Source organism: Stenotrophomonas sp. YJH_SMC_8 (assembly GCF_059371315.1).
Map to the genome: position 1 here is coordinate 50,141 of NZ_JCAFUL010000005.1, position 18,632 is coordinate 68,772.

The 18,632-nt window shown below is 65.5% G+C and carries 18 protein-coding genes; 9 read left to right on the forward strand and 9 right to left on the reverse strand.

All coding sequences use genetic code 11. The features are described from left to right. Positions 1-5 precede the first annotated feature (5 nt). Positions 6-431, reverse strand: a complete 426-nt coding sequence (gene ndk / locus AC5P88_RS07630; RefSeq protein ID WP_008265389.1) for a nucleoside-diphosphate kinase — start codon at positions 429-431, stop codon at positions 6-8. Positions 432-749: 318 nt separating this feature from the next. Between ndk and AC5P88_RS07635 the strand changes: the two genes are divergently transcribed. The 3 genes from AC5P88_RS07635 to AC5P88_RS07645 all read left to right on the forward strand — a co-directional run bounded on the left by AC5P88_RS07635 (position 750) and on the right by AC5P88_RS07645 (position 5,127). After that, positions 750-1,403: a TetR/AcrR family transcriptional regulator gene (locus AC5P88_RS07635; RefSeq protein WP_005409294.1), complete on the forward strand. Its 654-nt coding sequence runs from the start codon at positions 750-752 to the stop codon at positions 1,401-1,403. A 39-nt stretch (positions 1,404-1,442) separates the two neighbouring features. Beyond that, the gene (locus AC5P88_RS07640) at positions 1,443-3,815 is read left to right on the forward strand and encodes a 3-hydroxyacyl-CoA dehydrogenase/enoyl-CoA hydratase family protein (RefSeq protein WP_495224736.1); all 2,373 of its coding nucleotides are present in this window, start codon (positions 1,443-1,445) and stop codon (positions 3,813-3,815) included. Between the two features lie 103 nt (positions 3,816-3,918). Next, positions 3,919-5,127, forward strand: a complete 1,209-nt coding sequence (locus tag AC5P88_RS07645; protein WP_057500646.1) for an acetyl-CoA C-acyltransferase — start codon at positions 3,919-3,921, stop codon at positions 5,125-5,127. A gap of 476 nt (positions 5,128-5,603) precedes the next feature. On the opposite strand, the gene galU is transcribed toward AC5P88_RS07645, so the two are convergent. From galU to cmk, 8 genes are all read right to left on the reverse strand, one after another. Continuing rightward, the gene (galU, locus tag AC5P88_RS07650) at positions 5,604-6,482 is read right to left on the reverse strand and encodes a UTP--glucose-1-phosphate uridylyltransferase GalU (RefSeq protein WP_295551405.1); all 879 of its coding nucleotides are present in this window, start codon (positions 6,480-6,482) and stop codon (positions 5,604-5,606) included. Beyond that, complete coding sequence (locus AC5P88_RS07655) at positions 6,479-8,392, reverse strand: polysaccharide biosynthesis protein (RefSeq protein WP_495224737.1); 1,914 nt, start codon at positions 8,390-8,392, stop codon at positions 6,479-6,481. Before AC5P88_RS07655 ends, galU begins: the two co-directional genes overlap by 4 nt. 3 nt (positions 8,393-8,395) lie before the next feature. Further along, positions 8,396-9,385 (reverse strand): MraY family glycosyltransferase, encoded by a 990-nt coding sequence (locus AC5P88_RS07660; RefSeq protein WP_495224738.1) that lies wholly within the window; start codon positions 9,383-9,385, stop codon positions 8,396-8,398. Positions 9,386-9,388: 3 nt separating this feature from the next. Then, positions 9,389-10,567: a lipopolysaccharide assembly protein LapB gene (gene lapB / locus AC5P88_RS07665; protein WP_495224739.1), complete on the reverse strand. Its 1,179-nt coding sequence runs from the start codon at positions 10,565-10,567 to the stop codon at positions 9,389-9,391. A gap of 6 nt (positions 10,568-10,573) precedes the next feature. Continuing rightward, the gene (locus AC5P88_RS07670) at positions 10,574-10,858 is read right to left on the reverse strand and encodes a LapA family protein (protein WP_106550992.1); all 285 of its coding nucleotides are present in this window, start codon (positions 10,856-10,858) and stop codon (positions 10,574-10,576) included. Between the two features lie 77 nt (positions 10,859-10,935). Then, entirely contained in the window at positions 10,936-11,241 is a 306-nt protein-coding gene (locus AC5P88_RS07675) for an integration host factor subunit beta (RefSeq protein WP_005409286.1), read from the reverse strand. Positions 11,242-11,329: 88 nt separating this feature from the next. Beyond that, positions 11,330-13,015 carry a 30S ribosomal protein S1 gene (rpsA, locus tag AC5P88_RS07680; protein WP_005409285.1) on the reverse strand — a complete coding sequence of 562 codons (1,686 nt, stop codon included), beginning with the start codon at positions 13,013-13,015 and terminating at the stop codon, positions 11,330-11,332. Positions 13,016-13,213: 198 nt separating this feature from the next. Continuing rightward, on the reverse strand, positions 13,214-13,891 hold the full coding sequence (gene cmk, locus AC5P88_RS07685; protein WP_005409284.1) for a (d)CMP kinase: 678 nt from the start codon (positions 13,889-13,891) through the stop codon (positions 13,214-13,216). Positions 13,892-14,088: 197 nt separating this feature from the next. Between cmk and ykgO the strand changes: the two genes are divergently transcribed. The 6 genes from ykgO to AC5P88_RS07715 all read left to right on the forward strand — a co-directional run bounded on the left by ykgO (position 14,089) and on the right by AC5P88_RS07715 (position 18,589). Beyond that, positions 14,089-14,214 (forward strand): type B 50S ribosomal protein L36, encoded by a 126-nt coding sequence (ykgO, locus tag AC5P88_RS07690; protein ID WP_005409283.1) that lies wholly within the window; start codon positions 14,089-14,091, stop codon positions 14,212-14,214. A 146-nt stretch (positions 14,215-14,360) separates the two neighbouring features. Continuing rightward, the gene (locus tag AC5P88_RS07695; RefSeq protein ID WP_495224740.1) at positions 14,361-14,690 is read left to right on the forward strand and encodes a hypothetical protein; all 330 of its coding nucleotides are present in this window, start codon (positions 14,361-14,363) and stop codon (positions 14,688-14,690) included. A gap of 39 nt (positions 14,691-14,729) precedes the next feature. Beyond that, positions 14,730-15,767, forward strand: a complete 1,038-nt coding sequence (locus AC5P88_RS07700) for an agmatine deiminase family protein (protein WP_106550994.1) — start codon at positions 14,730-14,732, stop codon at positions 15,765-15,767. Between the two features lie 165 nt (positions 15,768-15,932). Further along, positions 15,933-16,820 (forward strand): carbon-nitrogen hydrolase, encoded by an 888-nt coding sequence (locus AC5P88_RS07705; RefSeq protein ID WP_005409280.1) that lies wholly within the window; start codon positions 15,933-15,935, stop codon positions 16,818-16,820. Positions 16,821-16,833: 13 nt separating this feature from the next. Next, positions 16,834-17,364: a GNAT family N-acetyltransferase gene (locus tag AC5P88_RS07710; protein WP_106550995.1), complete on the forward strand. Its 531-nt coding sequence runs from the start codon at positions 16,834-16,836 to the stop codon at positions 17,362-17,364. A gap of 4 nt (positions 17,365-17,368) precedes the next feature. Next, the gene (locus AC5P88_RS07715) at positions 17,369-18,589 is read left to right on the forward strand and encodes a TraB/GumN family protein (RefSeq protein WP_495224741.1); all 1,221 of its coding nucleotides are present in this window, start codon (positions 17,369-17,371) and stop codon (positions 18,587-18,589) included. Positions 18,590-18,632 lie beyond the last annotated feature (43 nt).

Sequence of the window (18,632 nt, forward strand, 5' to 3'; positions counted from 1 at the left end):
TACTCTCAGCGCGAAACGACTTCGGTGGCGGCGAAGAAGTAGGCGATTTCAATCGCGGCATTCTCGACCGAGTCCGAGCCGTGGGCGGCGTTGGCATCGATGGATTCGGCGAAGTCGGCGCGGATGGTACCGGCGGCGGCTTCCTTCGGGTTGGTGGCGCCCAGCAGGTCGCGGTGGGCCAGGACGGCGTTCTCGCCTTCCAGGGCCTGGATCATCACCGGGCCGGAGATCATGAACTCGACCAGTGCGTTGAAGAACGGACGCTCGCGGTGCACGGCGTAGAAGCCTTCGGCTTCACGGCGCGACAGCTGCTTGTACTTGGCGGCCACGACCTTCAGGCCGGCCTTCTCGAAGCGGGCGTAGATTTCGCCGATGACGTTCTTGGCAACGGCGTCCGGCTTGATGATCGAAAGGGTGCGCTCCAGCGCCATGGGATGTCTCCAATGGAATCGGGCCGCTGATGGCCCGAAGGGTAACATGAAAAAAACCCGCGTCGGGACGCGGGCTTAGCCTGATAAACGTAGGCGAATTGTAAAAGATAAAGCGGCGCGGTGGTAGTGCCGGCCGCTGGCCGGCAACCCCGTCGCGGCCAGGGGTCGGAGCCCCTGCGGGGATCCGACCCCACCGCGCCCATTCACCCACCTGAGCGGATTCTGACCGCCCCGGGAATTTTTGCTGCACTGCAAAATGCCATACGGTACCGTCTGGTTCTAGTATCAAACAATCGTTTGATTAAGGTCCGCCCACCGATGGCCAAGCCCGCCCACTTCTCGACCAAGGACCGGATCCTCGGTGCCGCCGAGGAGCTGTTCGCCCAGCACGGCTTCGCCGGCACCTCGCTGCGCCAGGTCACCAGCCAGGCCGACGTCAACATCGCCGCGGTCAACTACCACTTCGGCTCCAAGGAAAACCTGGTCAACGAGGTGTTCCGCCGCCGCATGGACGAGATGACCGGCGCCCGCCTGTCGCAGCTGGAACGTGCCCGCGCGGAGCATCCCGGCGAACTGCGCCCGGTGCTGGCCGCCTTTGTCGAGCCGGCGCTGGCGCTGGCCCAGGACCGCCAGAACGGCGGCGCCTTCGTGCGCGTGATCGCCCGCGCCTACGCCGAGAAGAACGACAACCTGCGCAAGTTCCTGTCCGACCACTACGGCCACGTGCTGCGTGCGTTCGGCAAGGCCATCGGCGAATGCGTACCGGACCTGAGCAAGGAGGAGCTGTACTGGCGCCTCGACTTCCTGGCCGGCTCACTGACCTATGCGATGGCTGACTTCGGGCTGATCAAGCGTCCCGCCGGTGTCACCGAAGCGGCGCATCGTGCCCATGCCGCCCACGAACTGATCCATTTCGCCGAAGCCGGGTTCCGCGCCGCCGCACGCGCCAGCGCCCTGCCCGCTTCCCTTTGATTCCACCCAGTAACTGCTGACCAACAAAGGCCCTACACCATGTCCAATTCCCTGCTAGTCCGCCGCGCCGCCGTGCTGGGTGCCGGCGTCATGGGTGCCCAGATCGCCGCCCACCTCACCAACGCTGGCGTCGACACCGTGCTGTTCGACCTGCCCGCCAAAGAAGGTCCGGCCGATGGCATCGTGCTGAAGGCGATCGCCAACCTGGGCAAGCTGAGCCCGGCGCCGCTGGCCAGCAAGTCGCTGGCCGAAGCCATCACACCGGCCAACTACGAATCCGGGCTGGAGCAGCTGAAGGACTGCGACCTGATCATCGAGGCCATCGCCGAGCGCATGGACTGGAAGCAGGACCTGTACAAGAAGATCGCCCCGTTCGTGGCCGACCACGCGGTGCTGGCGTCCAACACCTCGGGCCTGGGCATCAACAAGCTGGCCGACGTGCTGCCCGAGCAGCTGCGCCATCGCTTCTGCGGCGTGCACTTCTTCAACCCGCCGCGCTACATGCACCTGGCCGAGCTGATCCCGGCCACCACCACCGATGCCGCAGTCCTGGAAGGCCTGGAAGAATTCCTGGTCACCACCCTGGGCAAGGGCGTGGTGTACGCCAAGGACACCCCGAACTTCATCGGCAACCGCATCGGCGTGTTCTCGATCCTGTCCACCATCCACCACACCCAGCAGTTCGGCCTGGGCTTCGATGAAGTGGACGGCCTGACCGGCCCGCTGGTCGGCCGCCCGAAGTCGGCCACCTACCGCACCTCCGACGTGGTCGGCCTGGACACCATGGCCCACGTCATCAAGACCATGGGCGACACCCTGCCCAACGACCCGTGGCATGAATTCTTCAAGTCGCCGAAGTGGCTGGACGCGCTGATTTCCAAGGGCGCGCTGGGCCAGAAGACCGGCGCAGGCATCTTCCGCAAGGTCGGCAAGGACATCGTGGTGCTGGACCTGGAGAAGCAGGACTACCGTCCGGCCGACCGCACCGCCGCACCGGAAGTGGTCGAGATCCTGAAGATCAGGAACCCGGCCGAGAAGTTCGCCAAGCTGCGCGAGAGCCAGCACCCGCAGGCGCAGTTCCTGTGGGCGACCTTCCGCGACCTGTTCCACTACAGCGCCTACCACCTGGCCGATATCGCCGAGACCGCGCGTGACGTCGACCTGGCCATCCGCTGGGGCTACGGCTGGTCGCTGGGCCCGTTCGAAACCTGGCAGGCCGCGGGCTGGAAGCAGGTGGCACAGTGGATCGCCGATGACATCGTCGCCGGCAAGAGCATGAGCAACGCCCCGCTGCCGGACTGGGTGTTCGATGGCCGCGACGGCGTGCACGCCGCCGAAGGCAGCTACAGCCCGTCGCGCAACGCCAAGCTGCCGCGTTCGTCGCTGCCGGTGTACCAGCGCCAGCGTTTCCCGGATCCACTGCTGGGCGAGAAGTTCGCGCCGGGCGAGACCGTGTTCGAGAACGACGGCCTGCGCATGTGGCACGACGGTGATGGCATCGCCGTGGTCAGCTTCAAGACCAAGATGAACACCGTGTCCGACCAGGTGCTTGATGGCCTGCAGGAATGCGTCAGCCGCGCCGAGAAGGATTTCCAGGGCCTGGTGATCTGGCAGCAGAAGGAACCCTTCTCCGCCGGTGCCGACCTGGCCGGTGCGCTCGGCCTGCTGCAGGCCGGCAAGGTCGACCAGTTCGAAGAGATGGTCGCCAACTTCCAGCGCACCAGCCAGCGCATCAAGTACTCGCTGGTGCCGGTGGTGGCAGCGGTTCGCGGCCTGGCCCTGGGCGGCGGCTGCGAGTTCCAGATGCACAGCGCCAAGACCGTGGCCTTCCTGGAAAGCTACATTGGCCTGGTCGAAGCCGGCGTCGGCCTGCTGCCGGCCGGTGGTGGCCTGAAGGAACTGGCCGTGCGTGCCTCGCAGGCCGCAGGCCCGGGCGGCGATGTGTTCGCTGAACTGAAGAAGACCTTCGAGACCGTGGCGATGGCCAAGGTGTCCAACTCGGCGGTCAACGCCAAGGAACTGGGCCTGCTGCGCAGTACCGACAAGGTGGTGTTCAACAGCTACGAGGCCCTGCACATCGCCAAGACCGAAGCACGCGCCCTGGCCGAAGCGGGCTACCGTCCGCCGCTGCCGGCGCGCCGCATCCAGGTCGCCGGTGACGTGGGTATCGCCACCTTCAAGATGATGCTGGTCAACATGCTGGAAGGCCGTTTCATCAGCCCGTACGACTACGAGATCGCCGAGCGCATCGCCACCGTGCTGTGCGGCGGCAAGGTCGACCGCGGCACCCTGGTGGACGAAGAGTGGCTGCTGACCCTGGAGCGCAAGCACTTCGTCGAACTGGCCCAGCAGGAAAAGACCCAGGCCCGCATCGCGCACATGCTGAAGACCGGCAAGCCGCTGCGTAATTGATCGCCATCCCTGCTTTTGGTGGGTGCCCACTTTGGTGGGCACTCCCTGATGTGGCAGTCGAGCATGGCTCGACTCTACAAAACCTATTCGAGAGATCACTGCAATGACCAAGCAAATCCAGGACGCCTACATCGTCGCCGCCACCCGTACCCCGGTTGGCAAGGCGCCCAAGGGCATGTTCCGCAACACCCGCCCCGACGACATGCTTGCGCACGTGCTGCGCAGCGTCGTCGCCCAGGCCCCGGGCGTGGACGTCAACCGCATCGATGACGCGATCATCGGCTGCGCCATGCCGGAAGCCGAGCAGGGCATGAATGTGGCACGCATCGGCGTGCTGCTGGCCGGCCTGCCGAACACCATCGCCGCACAGACCGTAAACCGCTTCTGCTCCTCCGGCCTGCAGGCCGTGGCGCAGGCCGCCGACGCGATCCGCCTGGGCAACGCCGACCTGATGCTGGCCGGTGGTACCGAGTCGATGTCGATGGTGCCAATGATGGGCAACAAGATCGCGATGGCGCCGAGCGTGTTCGACAACGACCATGTGGCCATCGCCTACGGCATGGGCATCACCGCCGAGAAGGTGGCCGAAGAGTGGAAGGTCTCGCGCGAAGACCAGGACGCCTTCGCCCTCGCCTCGCACCAGAAGGCCATGGCCGCGATCCAGAACGGCGACTTCAAGGACGAGATCAGCCCGTACGAAATCGTCTCGCACCTGCCGGACCTGGCCGATGGCCAGCGCATCATCACCCGCAACAAGATCGCCGACACCGACGAAGGCCCGCGCCCGGACTCGTCCGCTGAAGGCCTGGCCAAGCTGCGCCCGGTGTTCCGCAACGGCCAGTTCGGCGGCACCGTGACCGCCGGCAACTCGTCGCAGATGAGCGATGGCGCCGGTGCGGTGCTGCTGGCTTCGGAGCAGGCGATCAAGGATTACGGACTGACCCCGCTGGCCCGTTTCGTCAGCTTCTCGGTGGCCGGCGTGCGTCCGGAAGTGATGGGCATCGGCCCGATCGCCGCGATTCCGAAGGCCCTGAAACAGGCTGGCCTGACCCAGGACCAGCTGGACTGGATCGAACTCAATGAAGCCTTCGCTGCGCAGTCGCTGGCGGTGATCCGCGATTGCGGCCTGGACCCGAGCAAGGTGAACCCGCTGGGCGGCGCGATTGCCCTGGGCCACCCGCTGGGCGCGACCGGTGCGATCCGCACCGCGACCCTGCTGCACGGCCTGCGTCGTCGCCAGCAGAAGTACGGCATGGTGACCATGTGCATCGGCACCGGCATGGGCGCAGCGGGTATTTTCGAGGCGCTGTAAGGATCAAGGCGTTGCCGGCTGATTGTTGGTTGGCTGTGGGGCCCGGGTGGGTGAGGCTGCCCGGGACACGCCGTGAACCCATCCATGGGGGCTTGGCAGCGGCATCCATGCCGCTGACAGTCCCGGTCAGCCTCACCCACCCGCGCCATCCATCATTCCGCGCGGCGGAGGGATGAGCAAAGCAAGAGCTGGGGTCAGAGCCCTTTGCTACGCAAAGGGCTCTGACCCCGACCCACGAAAAAAGGCAGCCATTGGCTGCCTTTTTTGCTTTTGCCCCTGCCCTTGATTCCGCCCTTCCCGTCCGCGCCGCACGGAAACTGTCGAGAGGGGGCGGATGGCCCTCTCCAAAACCGTTGGCGCCATGGATGGCGCCATCGAGCACCATGGAAGGGCTTTGGCGTGTTTTGGAGAGGGCCATCCGCCCCCTCCCCCACGTATCAGTCAAGGCGCCGCGAACGGAGCGCTTGATAAAACCCTCATTCCGCCAGCATCGCCGCCAGCTTCTCCCGCGCCGGCCCTGCCAGCTTCGGGTTGTCCAGCGCAAAGCGGATCGTCGCCTCCACCAGCCCCAGGTGCGTACCGCAGTCGAAACGAGTGCCCTCGAACCGGTAGGCATCGACCTCTTCGGTCTTCAGCAGCTGCGCGATCGCATCGGTCAGCTGGATCTCGCCACCGGCACCGCTGCCGGTCTGCTCCAGCAGCTCGAAGATCTTCGGGCTCAGCACGTAGCGGCCGACCACCGCCAGATCGCTCGGTGCGTCCTCCGGTTTCGGCTTCTCCACGATCTGCGAAATGCGGCCCTTGCGGCCATCGAAGGCCTCGGTCGCGACGATGCCGTAACTGGCGGTCTTGTCGTGCGGCACATCTTCAACCGCAATGACGCTGGCGCCACTGGCTTCGTTGAGATCGGCCATCTGCTTCAGCGCGCCGTCGCCGCGGTTCCAGATCAGGTCGTCCGGCAGCAGCACCGCGAACGGTTCGTCACCGATCACGGCCTTGGCACACAGCACCGCATGGCCCAGGCCCAGCGCCTCGGCCTGGGTCACGAAGATCGCGCGCACGCCATTGGGCAGTACGTGACGGATCAGCTCCAGCTGCTCCTGCTTGCCGGCGCGCTCGAGCTTCTGCTCCAGCTCGTAGGCCTTGTCGAAATAGTCGGCGACTGCATGCTTGTAACGGTTGGTGATGAACACCAGCGTGTCACAGCCCGCCTCGATTGCTTCATCCACCGCGTACTGGATCAGCGGCCGATCAATGATCGGCAGCATCTCCTTCGGCACGGTCTTGGTTGCTGGCAAAAAACGCGTCCCCAGACCCGCTACGGGGAAAACTGCTTTGCGAATTCGCTTGCTCATTGGTGCCTGTTGGCCTCGCGTGCCGGAAAGGGCACGACTTTAGCGGATGAAATGTAAGCATCCTGTTCGATTGGCGAAAATTCGGGCATCGTCGCGAACAGGACTTCCTTGATGGTTTCGGTGTCGTAGCTGCAGACTGCCTCGCGCAGGCGCGGGACGTTGCCCAGCACCAGATCGCGCGAGAACATGCGGACACCGGCCTCAAGGACCTTCGGATGCGCGGTGGCGCGGTAGTCCTCATCCGAATAGAACAGCGTCTCGTGCAGCTTCTCGCCCGGACGCAGGCCCGTGTAGATGATCTGCACATCCTTGTACGGCTGCTTGCCCGCAAGGCGGATCATCTGCTCGGCCAGCAGCCGGATCGGCACAGGCTCACCCATGTCGAGCGTGTAGATCGCACCGTGCGAGGCCGAAGCCGCTGCCTGCAGGATCAACTGGCAGGCCTCGGGGATGGTCATGAAGTAGCGGCTGACTTCCGGATCGGTGACCGTGACCGGCCCACCTCGCAGGATCTGCTCGCGGAACAGCGGCACCACGCTGCCGGCCGAGGCCAGCACGTTGCCGAAGCGCACGGTAACGAAACGGGTGTGCGTGGACTTCTGGTCCAGGCTCTGGCAGATCATCTCGGCATAGCGCTTGCTGGCACCCAGCGCATTGACCGGGTCCACCGCCTTGTCGGTGGAGATGAACACGAAATGCTCGACGCGGGCTTCCAGGCAGGCACGGGCCACGTTCTCGGTCGCCAGGATGTTGTTGCGCACGGCTTCGCGCAGCTGCCGCTCCAGCACCGGCACATGCTTGTAAGCCGCAGCATGGAACGCGGTGTCGACCGGATGCAGCGACAGCGCATGGCGGATCACCGCAGGATCGCCACAATCGCCCAGCACCGCTTCGATCTCGATATCGGGGAAGCTGCGGCGCAGCTCACCTTCAATGGTCAGCAGCAGCAGCTCGCTGATCTCCAGCAGGATGATGCGGCCGGCGCCATGGCGCGCGCACTGGCGGCACAGTTCCGAGCCGATCGAGCCACCGGCACCGGTGACCATCACGGTGCGCCCGCCCAACCAGCCGCGGATCAGGTTCCAGTCCGGGGTGATCGGCTTGCGGCCGAGCAGATCCTCGATCGCCACTTCCTTCAGCTGGCCGGGGAGCGACTGGCCCTGCAGGATGTCGCTCAGCTTGGGCACGGTGCGGAACGGCACGCCGGTGCTTTCGCAGATGGCGACCACCCGCTGCATGCCTGCGGCATCCAGCGAGGGCATGGCGATCACCAGCAACTTGGCTGCAGTCTCGCGGACCACGGCCGGGGCATCATCCAGGCTGCCCAGGATCGGCAGGCCCTGCAGCTTGGCACCGCGCAGGTGCGGTGCGTCGTCCAGCAGGCCGACCGGCTCGAAGTTGCCGGAGCGGCGCAGATCCCGAACCAGGGTCTCAGCGGCCTGCCCGGCACCCAGGATCAGCACGCGGCGCGCGCTCGAATCCGACTGCAGTGCCTGGTAATCCTTCCAGGCCCGGTACAGCAGGCGCGGCGCGCCCAGCAGCGCCGACAGCGCGAACGGATAGATCACCAGCACCGACATCGGCACGCCGTCGAAACGCTTCCACATCAGCACCAGCACGATGCCGACCAGGCCGATGAAGCTGGCCTTGAAGATGTTCAGCAGGTCACTGACGCTGGCAAAGCGCCACAACCCGCGATACAGGCCTACGCGCCAGAACACCAGGCCCTGCAGCAGCAGCACCAGCGTGGTGTCGACATTCCAGAGCGGAAGCGCGGGCGCGTTGGGGAGGATCGAGTACCGCCCGGCGTGGAGCAGCTGCCAGCATGCCCAGACCATGAACAGGTCGTGGCAGACGATGGCCGAACGCGGCATCAGGCCGAGAATTCTGTCCCGCCAGGGTGAAGCCATAAGTCAGGTAGTTCCTTGTCGGTGACGCAATCCATTGCGCAGGAGGAGCCAGAGGACGCTCAGCGCGAGAAACCACGCGACCGCCAGGACAGCCTCCCACCTCGGCTGCAAATTGGAGCAGACATTAAGCACTGTAATACTGAACAGGCCCAAAGCAAAGTACATCCCTGTCACCTGGGCGTGGCTGGCTCCTGCCTGCACCGCCCGCTGGTAGACGTGCTGGGTATGGGGTTCCATCCAGCGTTGTCCGGAAATGATGCGCGCCGCCAGTGTGAAGCCCGCGTCCACGAGGAACGCCGAAGCCGGCACCAGCAGCAGGATCCAGTTGATATCGGTACGCACCGCGGCGATGGCCAGGACGACGGCGACTGCATAGCCCAGCGCGCCACTTCCGACATCACCCATGAAGATCCGGGCCCGCGGGAAATTGAACGGCAGGAAACCCAGGCAGGCCAGGCCCAGCGCCACCGCCGCCAGCGAGTACGGCCAGGGCAGCACCGGCGCCAGCCCCAGTGCAACGACAATGGCCTGGCTGGCGGCAATACCGTTGATCCCATCCATGAAGTTCCAGATGTTGATCAACGAGGCGGTGAATACCAGCACCAGCCCGGCCAGCAACCAGCTTCCACCGTGCACCTTGACCAGGGCGGCCAGCAGCGCGGCGGCAATGAAGTGCACCAGCAGGCGGCGCATGGCCGGCAACGGCCGGTGATCGTCCCACCAGCCGATGCCCGCCACCAGTACCAGGCCTAGGCTGGCCACCAGCAGGCTTGGCGTCGATTCGGGCCAGAACCACATCGCTGCGCCGGCGGTGACCAGCAGGCTGATGACGATGGCGATACCACCACCGCGCGGCGTCGCCACGCTATGGCTGCGACGCTCGCCAGGCTGGTCCACCAGTTGCTGGCGCAGGGCATACCCCCGTGCCGCCCAGGTCAACCCCGCACTCAGCAGGGCCAGCCCCAGCAGCGCGCCCATCACGAGCCACGGCATGGATCAGAGCACCGCGTAGTTCAGCAGCGGCTTGACCGTACCCCATTCCTTGCAGCTCGGGCACTGCCAGTGGTGGGTGCGTGCACCGAACCCGCAACGGGTGCAGCGGTAAGCGGGATTGCGCACCAGCAGCTGGTCGGTGATGTGCTTGAGGTCATGCAGGGTCGCCGTGGAATCGGCGCCCTCGGCCAGGGTCAGGTCGATCAGCGCCGATTCGCCACGCACCGACGGGCGATCCTTGAGCTGGCGGCCAAGGTAGGCTCGGGCCGGAGCCACGCCCTCCTGCTCTTCCATCAGTCGGGTCAGGGCCAGCACCGGGGCGATGCCACGGTAGTGCTCGGTCATTTCCGACAGGAACGCACGTGCGCCACCCAGGTCGCCGACCTTGCGGTAGTTTTCCATCAACGCCGGCAGCAGCTCGGGCAGGTACTCCGGGTCGTTGCGCGCGGCACGCTCGAATGCGCGCACGGCGGCTTCAGCGTTGCCCGCATCCGTCTCAAGGCGACCTTCGATGATGCCGGCGCGCACCGACATGGCGTCGGCCTGGTAGGCGCGGGCAATCGCCGCCCTCGCCTCTTCCAGCTTGCCGACACCGCGGAAGCGTTCGGCCAGTTCGCATTCGAACTGCCCGATCAGCTTGCCCATCGGCTCGCCGGTGACGTCTTCGAAGCGGGTGGCGTTGTCGATCGCTTTTTCCCAGTCACGCTCGGCCTGATAGATGCCGATCAGGTGCTTGAGCGCCTGCGGGGCGCGCTGGTCCAGCTGTGCCAGCTCGGTGAACACGGTCTCTGCACGGTCCAGCAGGCCGGACTTCATATAGTCCTCGCCCAGCGCCAGCAGGGCCTGCACGCGCTGCGCGTCGCTCAGGTCGTGGCGGTTGACCAGCCCCTGGTGCAGGCGGATGGCGCGGTCGACTTCACCGCGGCGGCGGAACAGGTGGCCCAGCGCGACCTGGGTCTCGAAGGTTTCCTTGTCCAGCTCGGCGATGTGCAGGAACAGTTCGATGGCCTTGTCCGGCTGCTCGTTGAGCAGGTAGTTCAGGCCACGGAAGTAGGTGCTGGACAGGCGGCTGACCTGGTTGTCACCGTGGCGCTGGCCGCCACGCCGGCCGATCACCCACCCGGCCAGTGCGGCCAGCGGAACGAACAGGAAAAACCACAGCCACTCGGTGACGAAATCCATCTTCGATCAGCGTCCATCAAAAGATTGGGGGGAAACACCCGCGGCCGGCGTTGCCGCCACGGACTTGTTGGCACGGCGCAGCTGGCTGTAGAGCGGAATGACCACGCTCACCAGCACCAGGCCGGCACCGACGATGACACCGATCAGCAGGGCCGCAATCAGCGCCACGCCGACGGAGGTATTCAATTGGGTAAACAGCAGGTTGATCGACATCGCGGTCATGTTGACCGCACCAATGATCAGCCCAAGGATCAGGACCGCCAGCAGGACCAGCAGACGAAAGACCTTCATGCGACAGCTCCAGTGGCAGGAGTCCGTAGCTTATCCGACCCGCGGCTGGATTCGCACGCGGTGGCGCGACGGGGGGCTCAGGCCGGATCGGCGTCCAGCGGCAGCACACTGCTGACCCGCTCGCGCAGTTCCTTGCCCGGCTTGAAGTGGGGGACGTGCTTGCCCGGCAGGGCAACCGATTCGCCGGTCTTCGGGTTGCGACCCAGGCGCGGCGGACGATAGTGCAGCGAGAAGCTGCCAAAACCACGGATTTCGATGCGATCCCCGGCGGACAGCGAACCGCCCATCATTTCCAGCAACGACTTCACCGCCAGATCGACATCATCGGCCTTCAGGTGCGCCTGGCGGCGCGCAAGGATTTCGATCAGTTCGGATTTGGTCATTACCGGCTCACATCAGGGGCATCTCAGCCTGAAACGGCCCGGGCAGAAGCCCGGGCCGTCCAGGAAACAACAAACAGCGTAAGGCCGATTACTCGGACTTGTTGCCGTTCAGCTGTGCACGCAGCAGCGCGCCCAGCTGGGTGGTGCCGCTGGAAGCCGAAGAGGACTGGTATTCCTCCAGCACTTCGCGCATTTCCGCGTCGTCCTTGGCCTTGATCGACAGCTGCAGGGTACGGCCCTTGCGGTCCATGCCCACGAACTTGGCTTCGATCTTGTCGCCGACCTTCAGGTGCTGGGTAGCATCGTCAACGCGCTCGTTGGCGATGTCGCGAGCCGAAACGTAACCCTCGATGCCGTCAGCCAGCTCGATGATCGCGCCCTTGGCGTCGACTTCCTTCACCACGCCTTCAACCTTGGAGCCCTTCGGATTGGCAGCCATGTACTGGCCGAACGGATCCTGCTCCAGCTGCTTCACGCCCAGGGAGATGCGCTCGCGCTCCGGATCGACAGCCAGGACGACGGCGTCCAGGGTATCGCCCTTCTTGAAGTTGCGAACGACGTCTTCGCCGGTGGTGTTCCAGCTGATGTCGGACAGGTGGACCAGGCCGTCGATGCCGCCGTCCAGGCCGATGAAGATGCCGAAGTCGGTGATCGACTTGATCTGGCCCGACACCTTGTCACCCTTCTTGTGGGTGGCAGCGAAGGTTTCCCACGGATTGGCGGCAACCTGCTTCATGCCCAGCGAGATACGGCGACGCTCTTCATCGACGTCCAGCACCATCACTTCGACTTCATCACCAACCTGGACAACCTTGGACGGGTTGACGTTCTTGTTGGTCCAATCCATCTCGGAGACGTGCACCAGGCCTTCGACGCCCGGCTCGATCTCAACGAATGCACCGTAATCGGTGACGTTGGAGACCTTGCCGAAGACGCGGCTGTTGGCCGGGTAACGACGGCCGATGTTGTCCCACGGATCCTCGCCCAGCTGCTTCAGGCCCAGCGAAACGCGGTTGCGCTCGCGGTCGAACTTCAGCACGCGGACGTCCAGCTCGTCGCCGACGTTCACGACTTCCGACGGGTGACGCACGCGCTTCCACGCCATGTCGGTAATGTGCAGCAGGCCGTCGATACCGCCCAGGTCCACGAACGCGCCGTAATCGGTCAGGTTCTTGACGACACCCTTCAGGATCGCGCCTTCCTGCAGCTTGTCCATCAGCTGCTCGCGCTCTTCCGAGTGCTCGCTTTCGACGACAGCGCGGCGCGAGACCACGACGTTGTTACGCTTGCGGTCTAGCTTGATGAGCTTGAACTCGAGTTCCTTGCCTTCCAGGTAGGCCGGATCGCGCACCGGGCGCACATCGACCAGGGAACCCGGCAGGAAGGCGCGGACATCCTTGATGTCCACGGTGAAACCACCCTTGACCTTGCCGCTGATGCGGCCGGTGATGGTTTCGTTCTTTTCCAACGCTTCTTCCAGCTCGTCCCACACCATCGCGCGCTTGGCCTTCTCGCGCGACAGGACGGTTTCGCCGAAGCCGTTCTCGATCGAGTCGAGGGCGACCTTGACGATGTCGCCTTCGGCGACGTCGATTTCGCCAGCGTCGTTACGGAACTGTTCGATCGGCACGATGCCTTCGGACTTCAGGCCAGCGTTGATCACCACGACGTCGCCGCGGACTTCAACAACGGTACCGCTGACGATGGCGCCCGGCTTCAGCTTGGCCAGGTTGGCCTGGCTGGCTTCAAACAGTTCGGCAAATGATTCGGTCATTAGATTTACTCTGTTGGACACATGGGTCGGTGGCGTCCCCTTCAGGGGAATGGCGACCGCCCGCCTGTTGGTCGACCCCGGAATCGCAGGTCGTGTGTAGTAGGAAAACCGCCACGCATCATTGCGCGACGGAGCTGGTACAGCACTGCTTTGCGCGACCACCACCGATGCAGCTGGCAGTGCTCCCGCGCGAACGGATCAGGCAGCCGGAACCGGAAGCAGATCCATCACTCGGGCAACGACATCATCGATGCCGATGCCTGTGGTGTCGATGAGGACAGCATCGTCTGCCGGCTTCAGGGGCGCCACGGTACGCTGAGCATCACGGGCGTCGCGGGCCATGATCTCGCGCAGGAGGTCATCAAAGTTAACAGAAACCCCCTTGTCTTTCAACTGCTTATGCCGGCGCTCGGCGCGCTCCTCGGCACTGGCGGTCAGGAAGACCTTGTAGGGGGCGTCCTTGAAGATCACCGTGCCCATGTCACGACCGTCGGCGACCAGGCCGGGCAGCTCCCTGAATGCGCGCTGGCGCTCCTTCAGGGCCGCGCGCACCTCGGGAATGGCGGCAATGGCCGAGGCCAGGGCGCCAGTGGTCTCCAGGCGCAGCTCGTCGGTGGCATCGGTGCCGTTGACCATGACCCGCATCGACTCACCCTGTTCAACAAACTGAACATGGGTGTCGAAAGTGCAGCGCACCAGCGCCGAGGCGTCGGAGGTGTCGATGTCTGCCCAGCTCGCGGCCACGCCCACTGCACGGTACAGCGCGCCCGAATCCAGGTAATGCCAGCCCATCCGGCGCGCGATGATGCGGCTGATGGTACCCTTGCCGGCCCCGGAAGGGCCGTCGATGGTCAGGACGGGGGCGAGTGGATTCATGGGGTTCCCAGAGCGTGTGAAGGGGTCATTCTAGCCCCTGCCCGGGGGCCCGCGCGGCGACTTTCGCGCAACCACTTGAAACATCGACAAAAAGCCCGGTAGAATGGCGGGCTTGAACGAGCGTCAACTGCCGATTGTCTTTCGCATATCGCGGCCACGCTCCACCCGAACAACTACTGTTTACGCCGAGGTATGCCATGAAAGTCCTGTCCTCCCTGAAGTCGGCGAAGGCCCGTCACCGCGACTGCAAGGTCGTCCGTCGTCGCGGCAAGATCTTCGTCATCTGCAAGTCGAACCCGCGTTTCAAGGCGCGTCAGCGCTAAGCCCAACAGCCCTCGCGGCTGCGGCTGGCCCTACGCGGGGCCGACCCGATGCAAGAAACCGCCTTCGGGCGGTTTTTTGTTTATGCGGCTTTTTCCTGCCGTTTTTGCTGTAATCGCCTTTCTTGACCACTGGGGAGTAGATCGAGATGAAGCGTTACCTGTCTGTCCTGGCCGTGATGGCCACGCTGGTCGCCGCCACGCCGGCGCTGGCCGATACCCTGCTTGTCGACCGCGCCCGCGAGAAGCCGGCCGGTGCCCTGCCCGTGCGCGGCCAGAGCATGCAGCAGGTGCAGGCGCAGTTCGGCGCGCCGAGCGAGCAGCTGCAGCCGCGCGGCGGGCAGAAACGGCAATGGCCGACCATCAACCGCTGGGTGTACCCGCAGTTCACCGTCTACTTCGAGAAGCAGAAGGTGATCAACGTGGTGGCCAACCAGGCGGACCCGAACGAAATCGGCCCGAAACCGCCGATCCGTTGATCCCATTACCCGCCGTGGGCGGGCCTGTGTAGCGAGACCATGAACCAGACCCTTCGTTTTCCTGCCGAGTGGGAAGCCCAGAGTGGCGTCCTGATTGCCTGGCCCACCGCCGACACCGACTGGGCCGACCGCCTGGGCCAGGTGGAAGAGACCTACATCGCCCTGGTCGCGGCCATCACCCGCTTCCAGCCGGTGCTGATCTGCGTGGCCGACGACGATGTGGAGACCTATGCCGAAATGCGGCTGCGCTCCAACCGCATCGACATGGACAAGGTCCACTTCACCACGGCCGCTTACGACGATACCTGGCTGCGCGATTCCGGCCCGATCACCCTGCGCCGCGCCGACGGCGGTTTCCAGCTGCTGGACTTCCGCTTCACCGGTTGGGGCGGCAAGTTCGACGCCACCCTGGATGACCAGCTGGTGGGCGTGCTGGACCAGGCCGGCGTGTTCAATGACGCGCCGGTGCGCAGCATCCCGTTCGCGCTGGAAGGCGGCGGCATCGAAACCGACGGCGAAGGCACCCTGCTGACCACCTGGAAGTGCCTGCACGAGCGCCACCCCGACCGCGACCGCGACAGCCTGAGCGCCGACCTGGCCGACTGGCTGCAGCAGGACCGCGTGCTGTGGCTGGACCACGGCTACCTGGAAGGCGACGACACCGACGCGCATATCGATACCCTCGCCCGCTTCGCTTCGGCTGACAGCATCGTCTATCAGGCCTGCGACGACGAGAGCGACTCGCACTACGCCGAGCTGCAGGCGATGGGCAACGAACTGGCCGCGCTGCGCACCAAGGATGGCCAGCCGTACCGCCTGTTCCCGCTGCCGTGGGCACAGCCGGTGATCGACGAGGGCCGCCGCCTGGCCGCCTCCTATGCCAACTACCTGATCGTCAATGGCGCGGTGCTGATGCCGGCCTACGGCGATCCGGCCGACGACCTGGCCCGCGACGTGCTGGCGCAGGCGCACCCGGGCCGCGAGATCGTGCAGGTACCCTGCCGCTCGCTGATCTGGCAGAACGGCAGCCTGCACTGCATCACCATGCAGCTGCCGGCAGGGCTGTTGAAGGCGTAAGCCGAACCGGCAGCGCCGGGCCATGCCCGGCGAACGCTGCCGCATCTGGAAAATCCGCCGGGCATGGCCCGGCGCTACCGGTTGCGTGCACCCATTCAGCGCGCGACACGCCGTCGCCGTCCATCCGCGCTAACATGCAGGTTTTCCCCCGCAGGAACGCCCCGCATGAACTCGCGCAGCCCCCTTACCGTCGCCCTGATCCAGGAGCGCAACCACGGTGATGCCGCCGCCAACCTGGCGGTGATCGAAGCACGCGTGGCCGAGGCGGCTGCGCAGGGCGCGAAACTGGTGCTGCTGCAGGAACTGCATAACGGTCCGTACTTCTGCCAGCACGAGTCGGTGGACGAGTTCGACCTGGCCGAGCCGATTCCGGGCCCGAGCACCGAGCGCTTGGGCGCGCTGGCGAAGAAGCATGGCGTGGTGCTGGTCGGCTCGCTGTTCGAACGCCGCGCCGCCGGCCTGTACCACAACACCGCCGTGGTGTTCGAGAAGGACGGCACGCTGCTCGGCAAGTACCGCAAGATGCATATCCCGGACGATCCGGGTTTCTACGAAAAGTTCTACTTCACCCCGGGCGACATCGGCTTCAAGCCGATCGACACCTCGGTGGGTCGCCTTGGCGTACTGGTGTGCTGGGACCAGTGGTACCCGGAAGCGGCGCGCCTGATGGCGCTGGCCGGTGCCGAACTGCTGCTGTACCCGACCGCGATCGGCTGGGACCCGGACGACGTCCAGGACGAGAAGACCCGCCAGCGCGACGCCTGGGTGCTGAGCCACCGCGGCCACGCTGTGGCCAATGGTCTGCCGGTGCTGAGCTGCAACCGCGTCGGCCACGAGGCATCGCCGCTGGGCGCGTCGGGCATCCAGTTCTGGGGCAACAGTCACGTGCTGGGCCCGCAGGGCGAGTTCCTGGCCGAAGCCGGCACCGACGCCACCGTGCTGCTGTGCGATGTCGACCTGCAGCGCAGCGAGCACGTGCGCCGCATCTGGCCGTTCCTGCGCGACCGTCGCATCGACGCGTACGGTGACCTGCTCAAGCGCTACATCGACTGAGCCGGAGCCGCGCATGGCCGTCCTCATCCGTGATGCCGGCCCGGCCGACATCGACGCGATCACCGCGATCTATGCGGTGGAAGTGACCGACTTCGTCAACACCTACGAGTACGACATCCCGGACGCGACCGAGATGCTGCGCCGCATGCGCGACATCGTCGATCGCGGCTTCCCCTACCTGGTCGCCGAGATCGACGGCCAGGTGGCTGGCTATGCCTATGCCAACACCTACCGCACCCGCGTCGCCTACCAGTGGACCGTGGAAAACTCGGTCTACGTCGATGCCGGCTTCCAGGGCAAGGGCGTCGGCACCGGCCTGCTGCAGGCCCTGATCGATGCCTGCGTGACGCGAGGCTACCGGCAGATGGTGGCGGTGATCGGCGAACCCACCAATACCGCTTCAATCAAGCTGCACGAACGCTTCGGCTTCGAGCTGGTCGGCGTGTTCCGTGGCCTCGGCCGCAAGCACGGCCGCTGGCTGGATACCGTGCAGATGCAGCGCGCGCTCGGCGACGGCGCCGACACCGCACCTTCCAATGAATGAACCCATGACCGAAACCCTTCCCGAGACCGGCGACGATCTGTTCGCCGGCCAGCCGGTGCGCGTCGTCGAACGCGACGGCGTGCGCTACACCCTGCTGGGCACTGCCCACGTTTCGCGTGCCAGCGTCGAGGCGGTGGAGAAAGCCATCGACAGCGGCCGTTTCGATGCGGTGGCCGTCGAGCTTGACCCGCAGCGCCTGCAGGCACTGAGTGATCCAGACACGCTGGCCAAGCTCGACCTGGTCGAGGTGATCCGCAAGGGCCGCGTCGCCCTGTTCGCCGCCAACCTGGCCCTGTCCGCCTACCAGCGCCGCCTGGCCGAACAGCTGGACATCGAGCCCGGCGCCGAACTGAAGCGCGCAGTGGAACTGGCCCGCGAGCGCAACCTGCCGGTGCACCTGATCGACCGCGAGGTCGGCCTGACCTTCCGCCGCGCCTCGCAGCGGCTGGGTTTCTTCGGCAAGCTGAAGCTGGTCGCCGGCCTTGGTGCCGGCCTGTTCTCGTCCGAGGAAGTGGGCGAAAACGAGATCGAGAAGCTCAAGCAGGGCGACATGCTGGAGTCGAGCTTCGGCGAGTTCGCCAGCGAGAGCCCGGCGCTGTACGAGACCATCATCGGCGAGCGCGACCGCTACATGGCCACGCGCCTGCGCGAGGAACACAACCCGCAGCAGCGTGAAGTGCTGGCGGTTGTCGGTGCGGGTCACCTTGCAGGCCTGGCGCGCTACCTGGAAACCGACACCGAAGCACCGACGCCGCTGCGTGCCGAACTGGAAGCGGTACCGAAGAAGCGCAACATCCCGTGGTTCACGCTGGGCATCCTGGCCATCGTGGCGACCGGCATCGGCGTGGGCTTCTACCGCGGCGGCCTCGGCGTGGGTACCGAACTGCTGGCAACCTGGGCGATGTACACCGGCGGCCTGGCGGGCCTGGGCTGCCTGCTGGCCGGCGGCCATCCGCTGAGCATCCTCACCGCGATCGCGGTGGCCCCATTCAAGCCGTTCCGCCTGAGCATCCCCACCGGTGCGTTCTCGGCGCTGGTGGAAGCGCGCCTGCGCAAGCCGGCCTACGAGGACTTCCTGAAGCTGCGCGACGATGCGCAGAGCCTGAAGGGCTGGTACAGCAACCGCGTCACGCGCGTGGTGCTGACCTTCATGCTGACCAACATCGGCAGCATGCTCGGTCTGTGGCTCACCACGTTCAAGGTTTGGGGCAAGGTCGCCGGTTGATTGCAACGCCCCGCCGGGCATGGCCCGGCGCTACCGGCCGCAT

Bases quoted from the DNA above. Each gene is read 5' to 3' on its own strand.
- ndk (WP_008265389.1), bottom strand. From the start codon at position 431: ATGGCGCTGGAGCGCACCCTTTCGATCATCAAGCCGGACGCCGTTGCC.
- AC5P88_RS07635 (WP_005409294.1), top strand. From the start codon at position 750: ATGGCCAAGCCCGCCCACTTCTCGACCAAGGACCGGATCCTCGGTGCC.
- AC5P88_RS07640 (WP_495224736.1), top strand. From the start codon at position 1,443: ATGTCCAATTCCCTGCTAGTCCGCCGCGCCGCCGTGCTGGGTGCCGGC.
- AC5P88_RS07645 (WP_057500646.1), top strand. From the start codon at position 3,919: ATGACCAAGCAAATCCAGGACGCCTACATCGTCGCCGCCACCCGTACC.
- galU (WP_295551405.1), bottom strand. From the start codon at position 6,482: ATGAGCAAGCGAATTCGCAAAGCAGTTTTCCCCGTAGCGGGTCTGGGG.
- AC5P88_RS07655 (WP_495224737.1), bottom strand. From the start codon at position 8,392: ATGGCTTCACCCTGGCGGGACAGAATTCTCGGCCTGATGCCGCGTTCG.
- AC5P88_RS07660 (WP_495224738.1), bottom strand. From the start codon at position 9,385: ATGCCGTGGCTCGTGATGGGCGCGCTGCTGGGGCTGGCCCTGCTGAGT.
- lapB (WP_495224739.1), bottom strand. From the start codon at position 10,567: ATGGATTTCGTCACCGAGTGGCTGTGGTTTTTCCTGTTCGTTCCGCTG.
- AC5P88_RS07670 (WP_106550992.1), bottom strand. From the start codon at position 10,858: ATGAAGGTCTTTCGTCTGCTGGTCCTGCTGGCGGTCCTGATCCTTGGG.
- AC5P88_RS07675 (WP_005409286.1), bottom strand. From the start codon at position 11,241: ATGACCAAATCCGAACTGATCGAAATCCTTGCGCGCCGCCAGGCGCAC.
- rpsA (WP_005409285.1), bottom strand. From the start codon at position 13,015: ATGACCGAATCATTTGCCGAACTGTTTGAAGCCAGCCAGGCCAACCTG.
- cmk (WP_005409284.1), bottom strand. From the start codon at position 13,891: ATGAATCCACTCGCCCCCGTCCTGACCATCGACGGCCCTTCCGGGGCC.
- ykgO (WP_005409283.1), top strand. From the start codon at position 14,089: ATGAAAGTCCTGTCCTCCCTGAAGTCGGCGAAGGCCCGTCACCGCGAC.
- AC5P88_RS07695 (WP_495224740.1), top strand. From the start codon at position 14,361: ATGAAGCGTTACCTGTCTGTCCTGGCCGTGATGGCCACGCTGGTCGCC.
- AC5P88_RS07700 (WP_106550994.1), top strand. From the start codon at position 14,730: ATGAACCAGACCCTTCGTTTTCCTGCCGAGTGGGAAGCCCAGAGTGGC.
- AC5P88_RS07705 (WP_005409280.1), top strand. From the start codon at position 15,933: ATGAACTCGCGCAGCCCCCTTACCGTCGCCCTGATCCAGGAGCGCAAC.
- AC5P88_RS07710 (WP_106550995.1), top strand. From the start codon at position 16,834: ATGGCCGTCCTCATCCGTGATGCCGGCCCGGCCGACATCGACGCGATC.
- AC5P88_RS07715 (WP_495224741.1), top strand. From the start codon at position 17,369: ATGACCGAAACCCTTCCCGAGACCGGCGACGATCTGTTCGCCGGCCAG.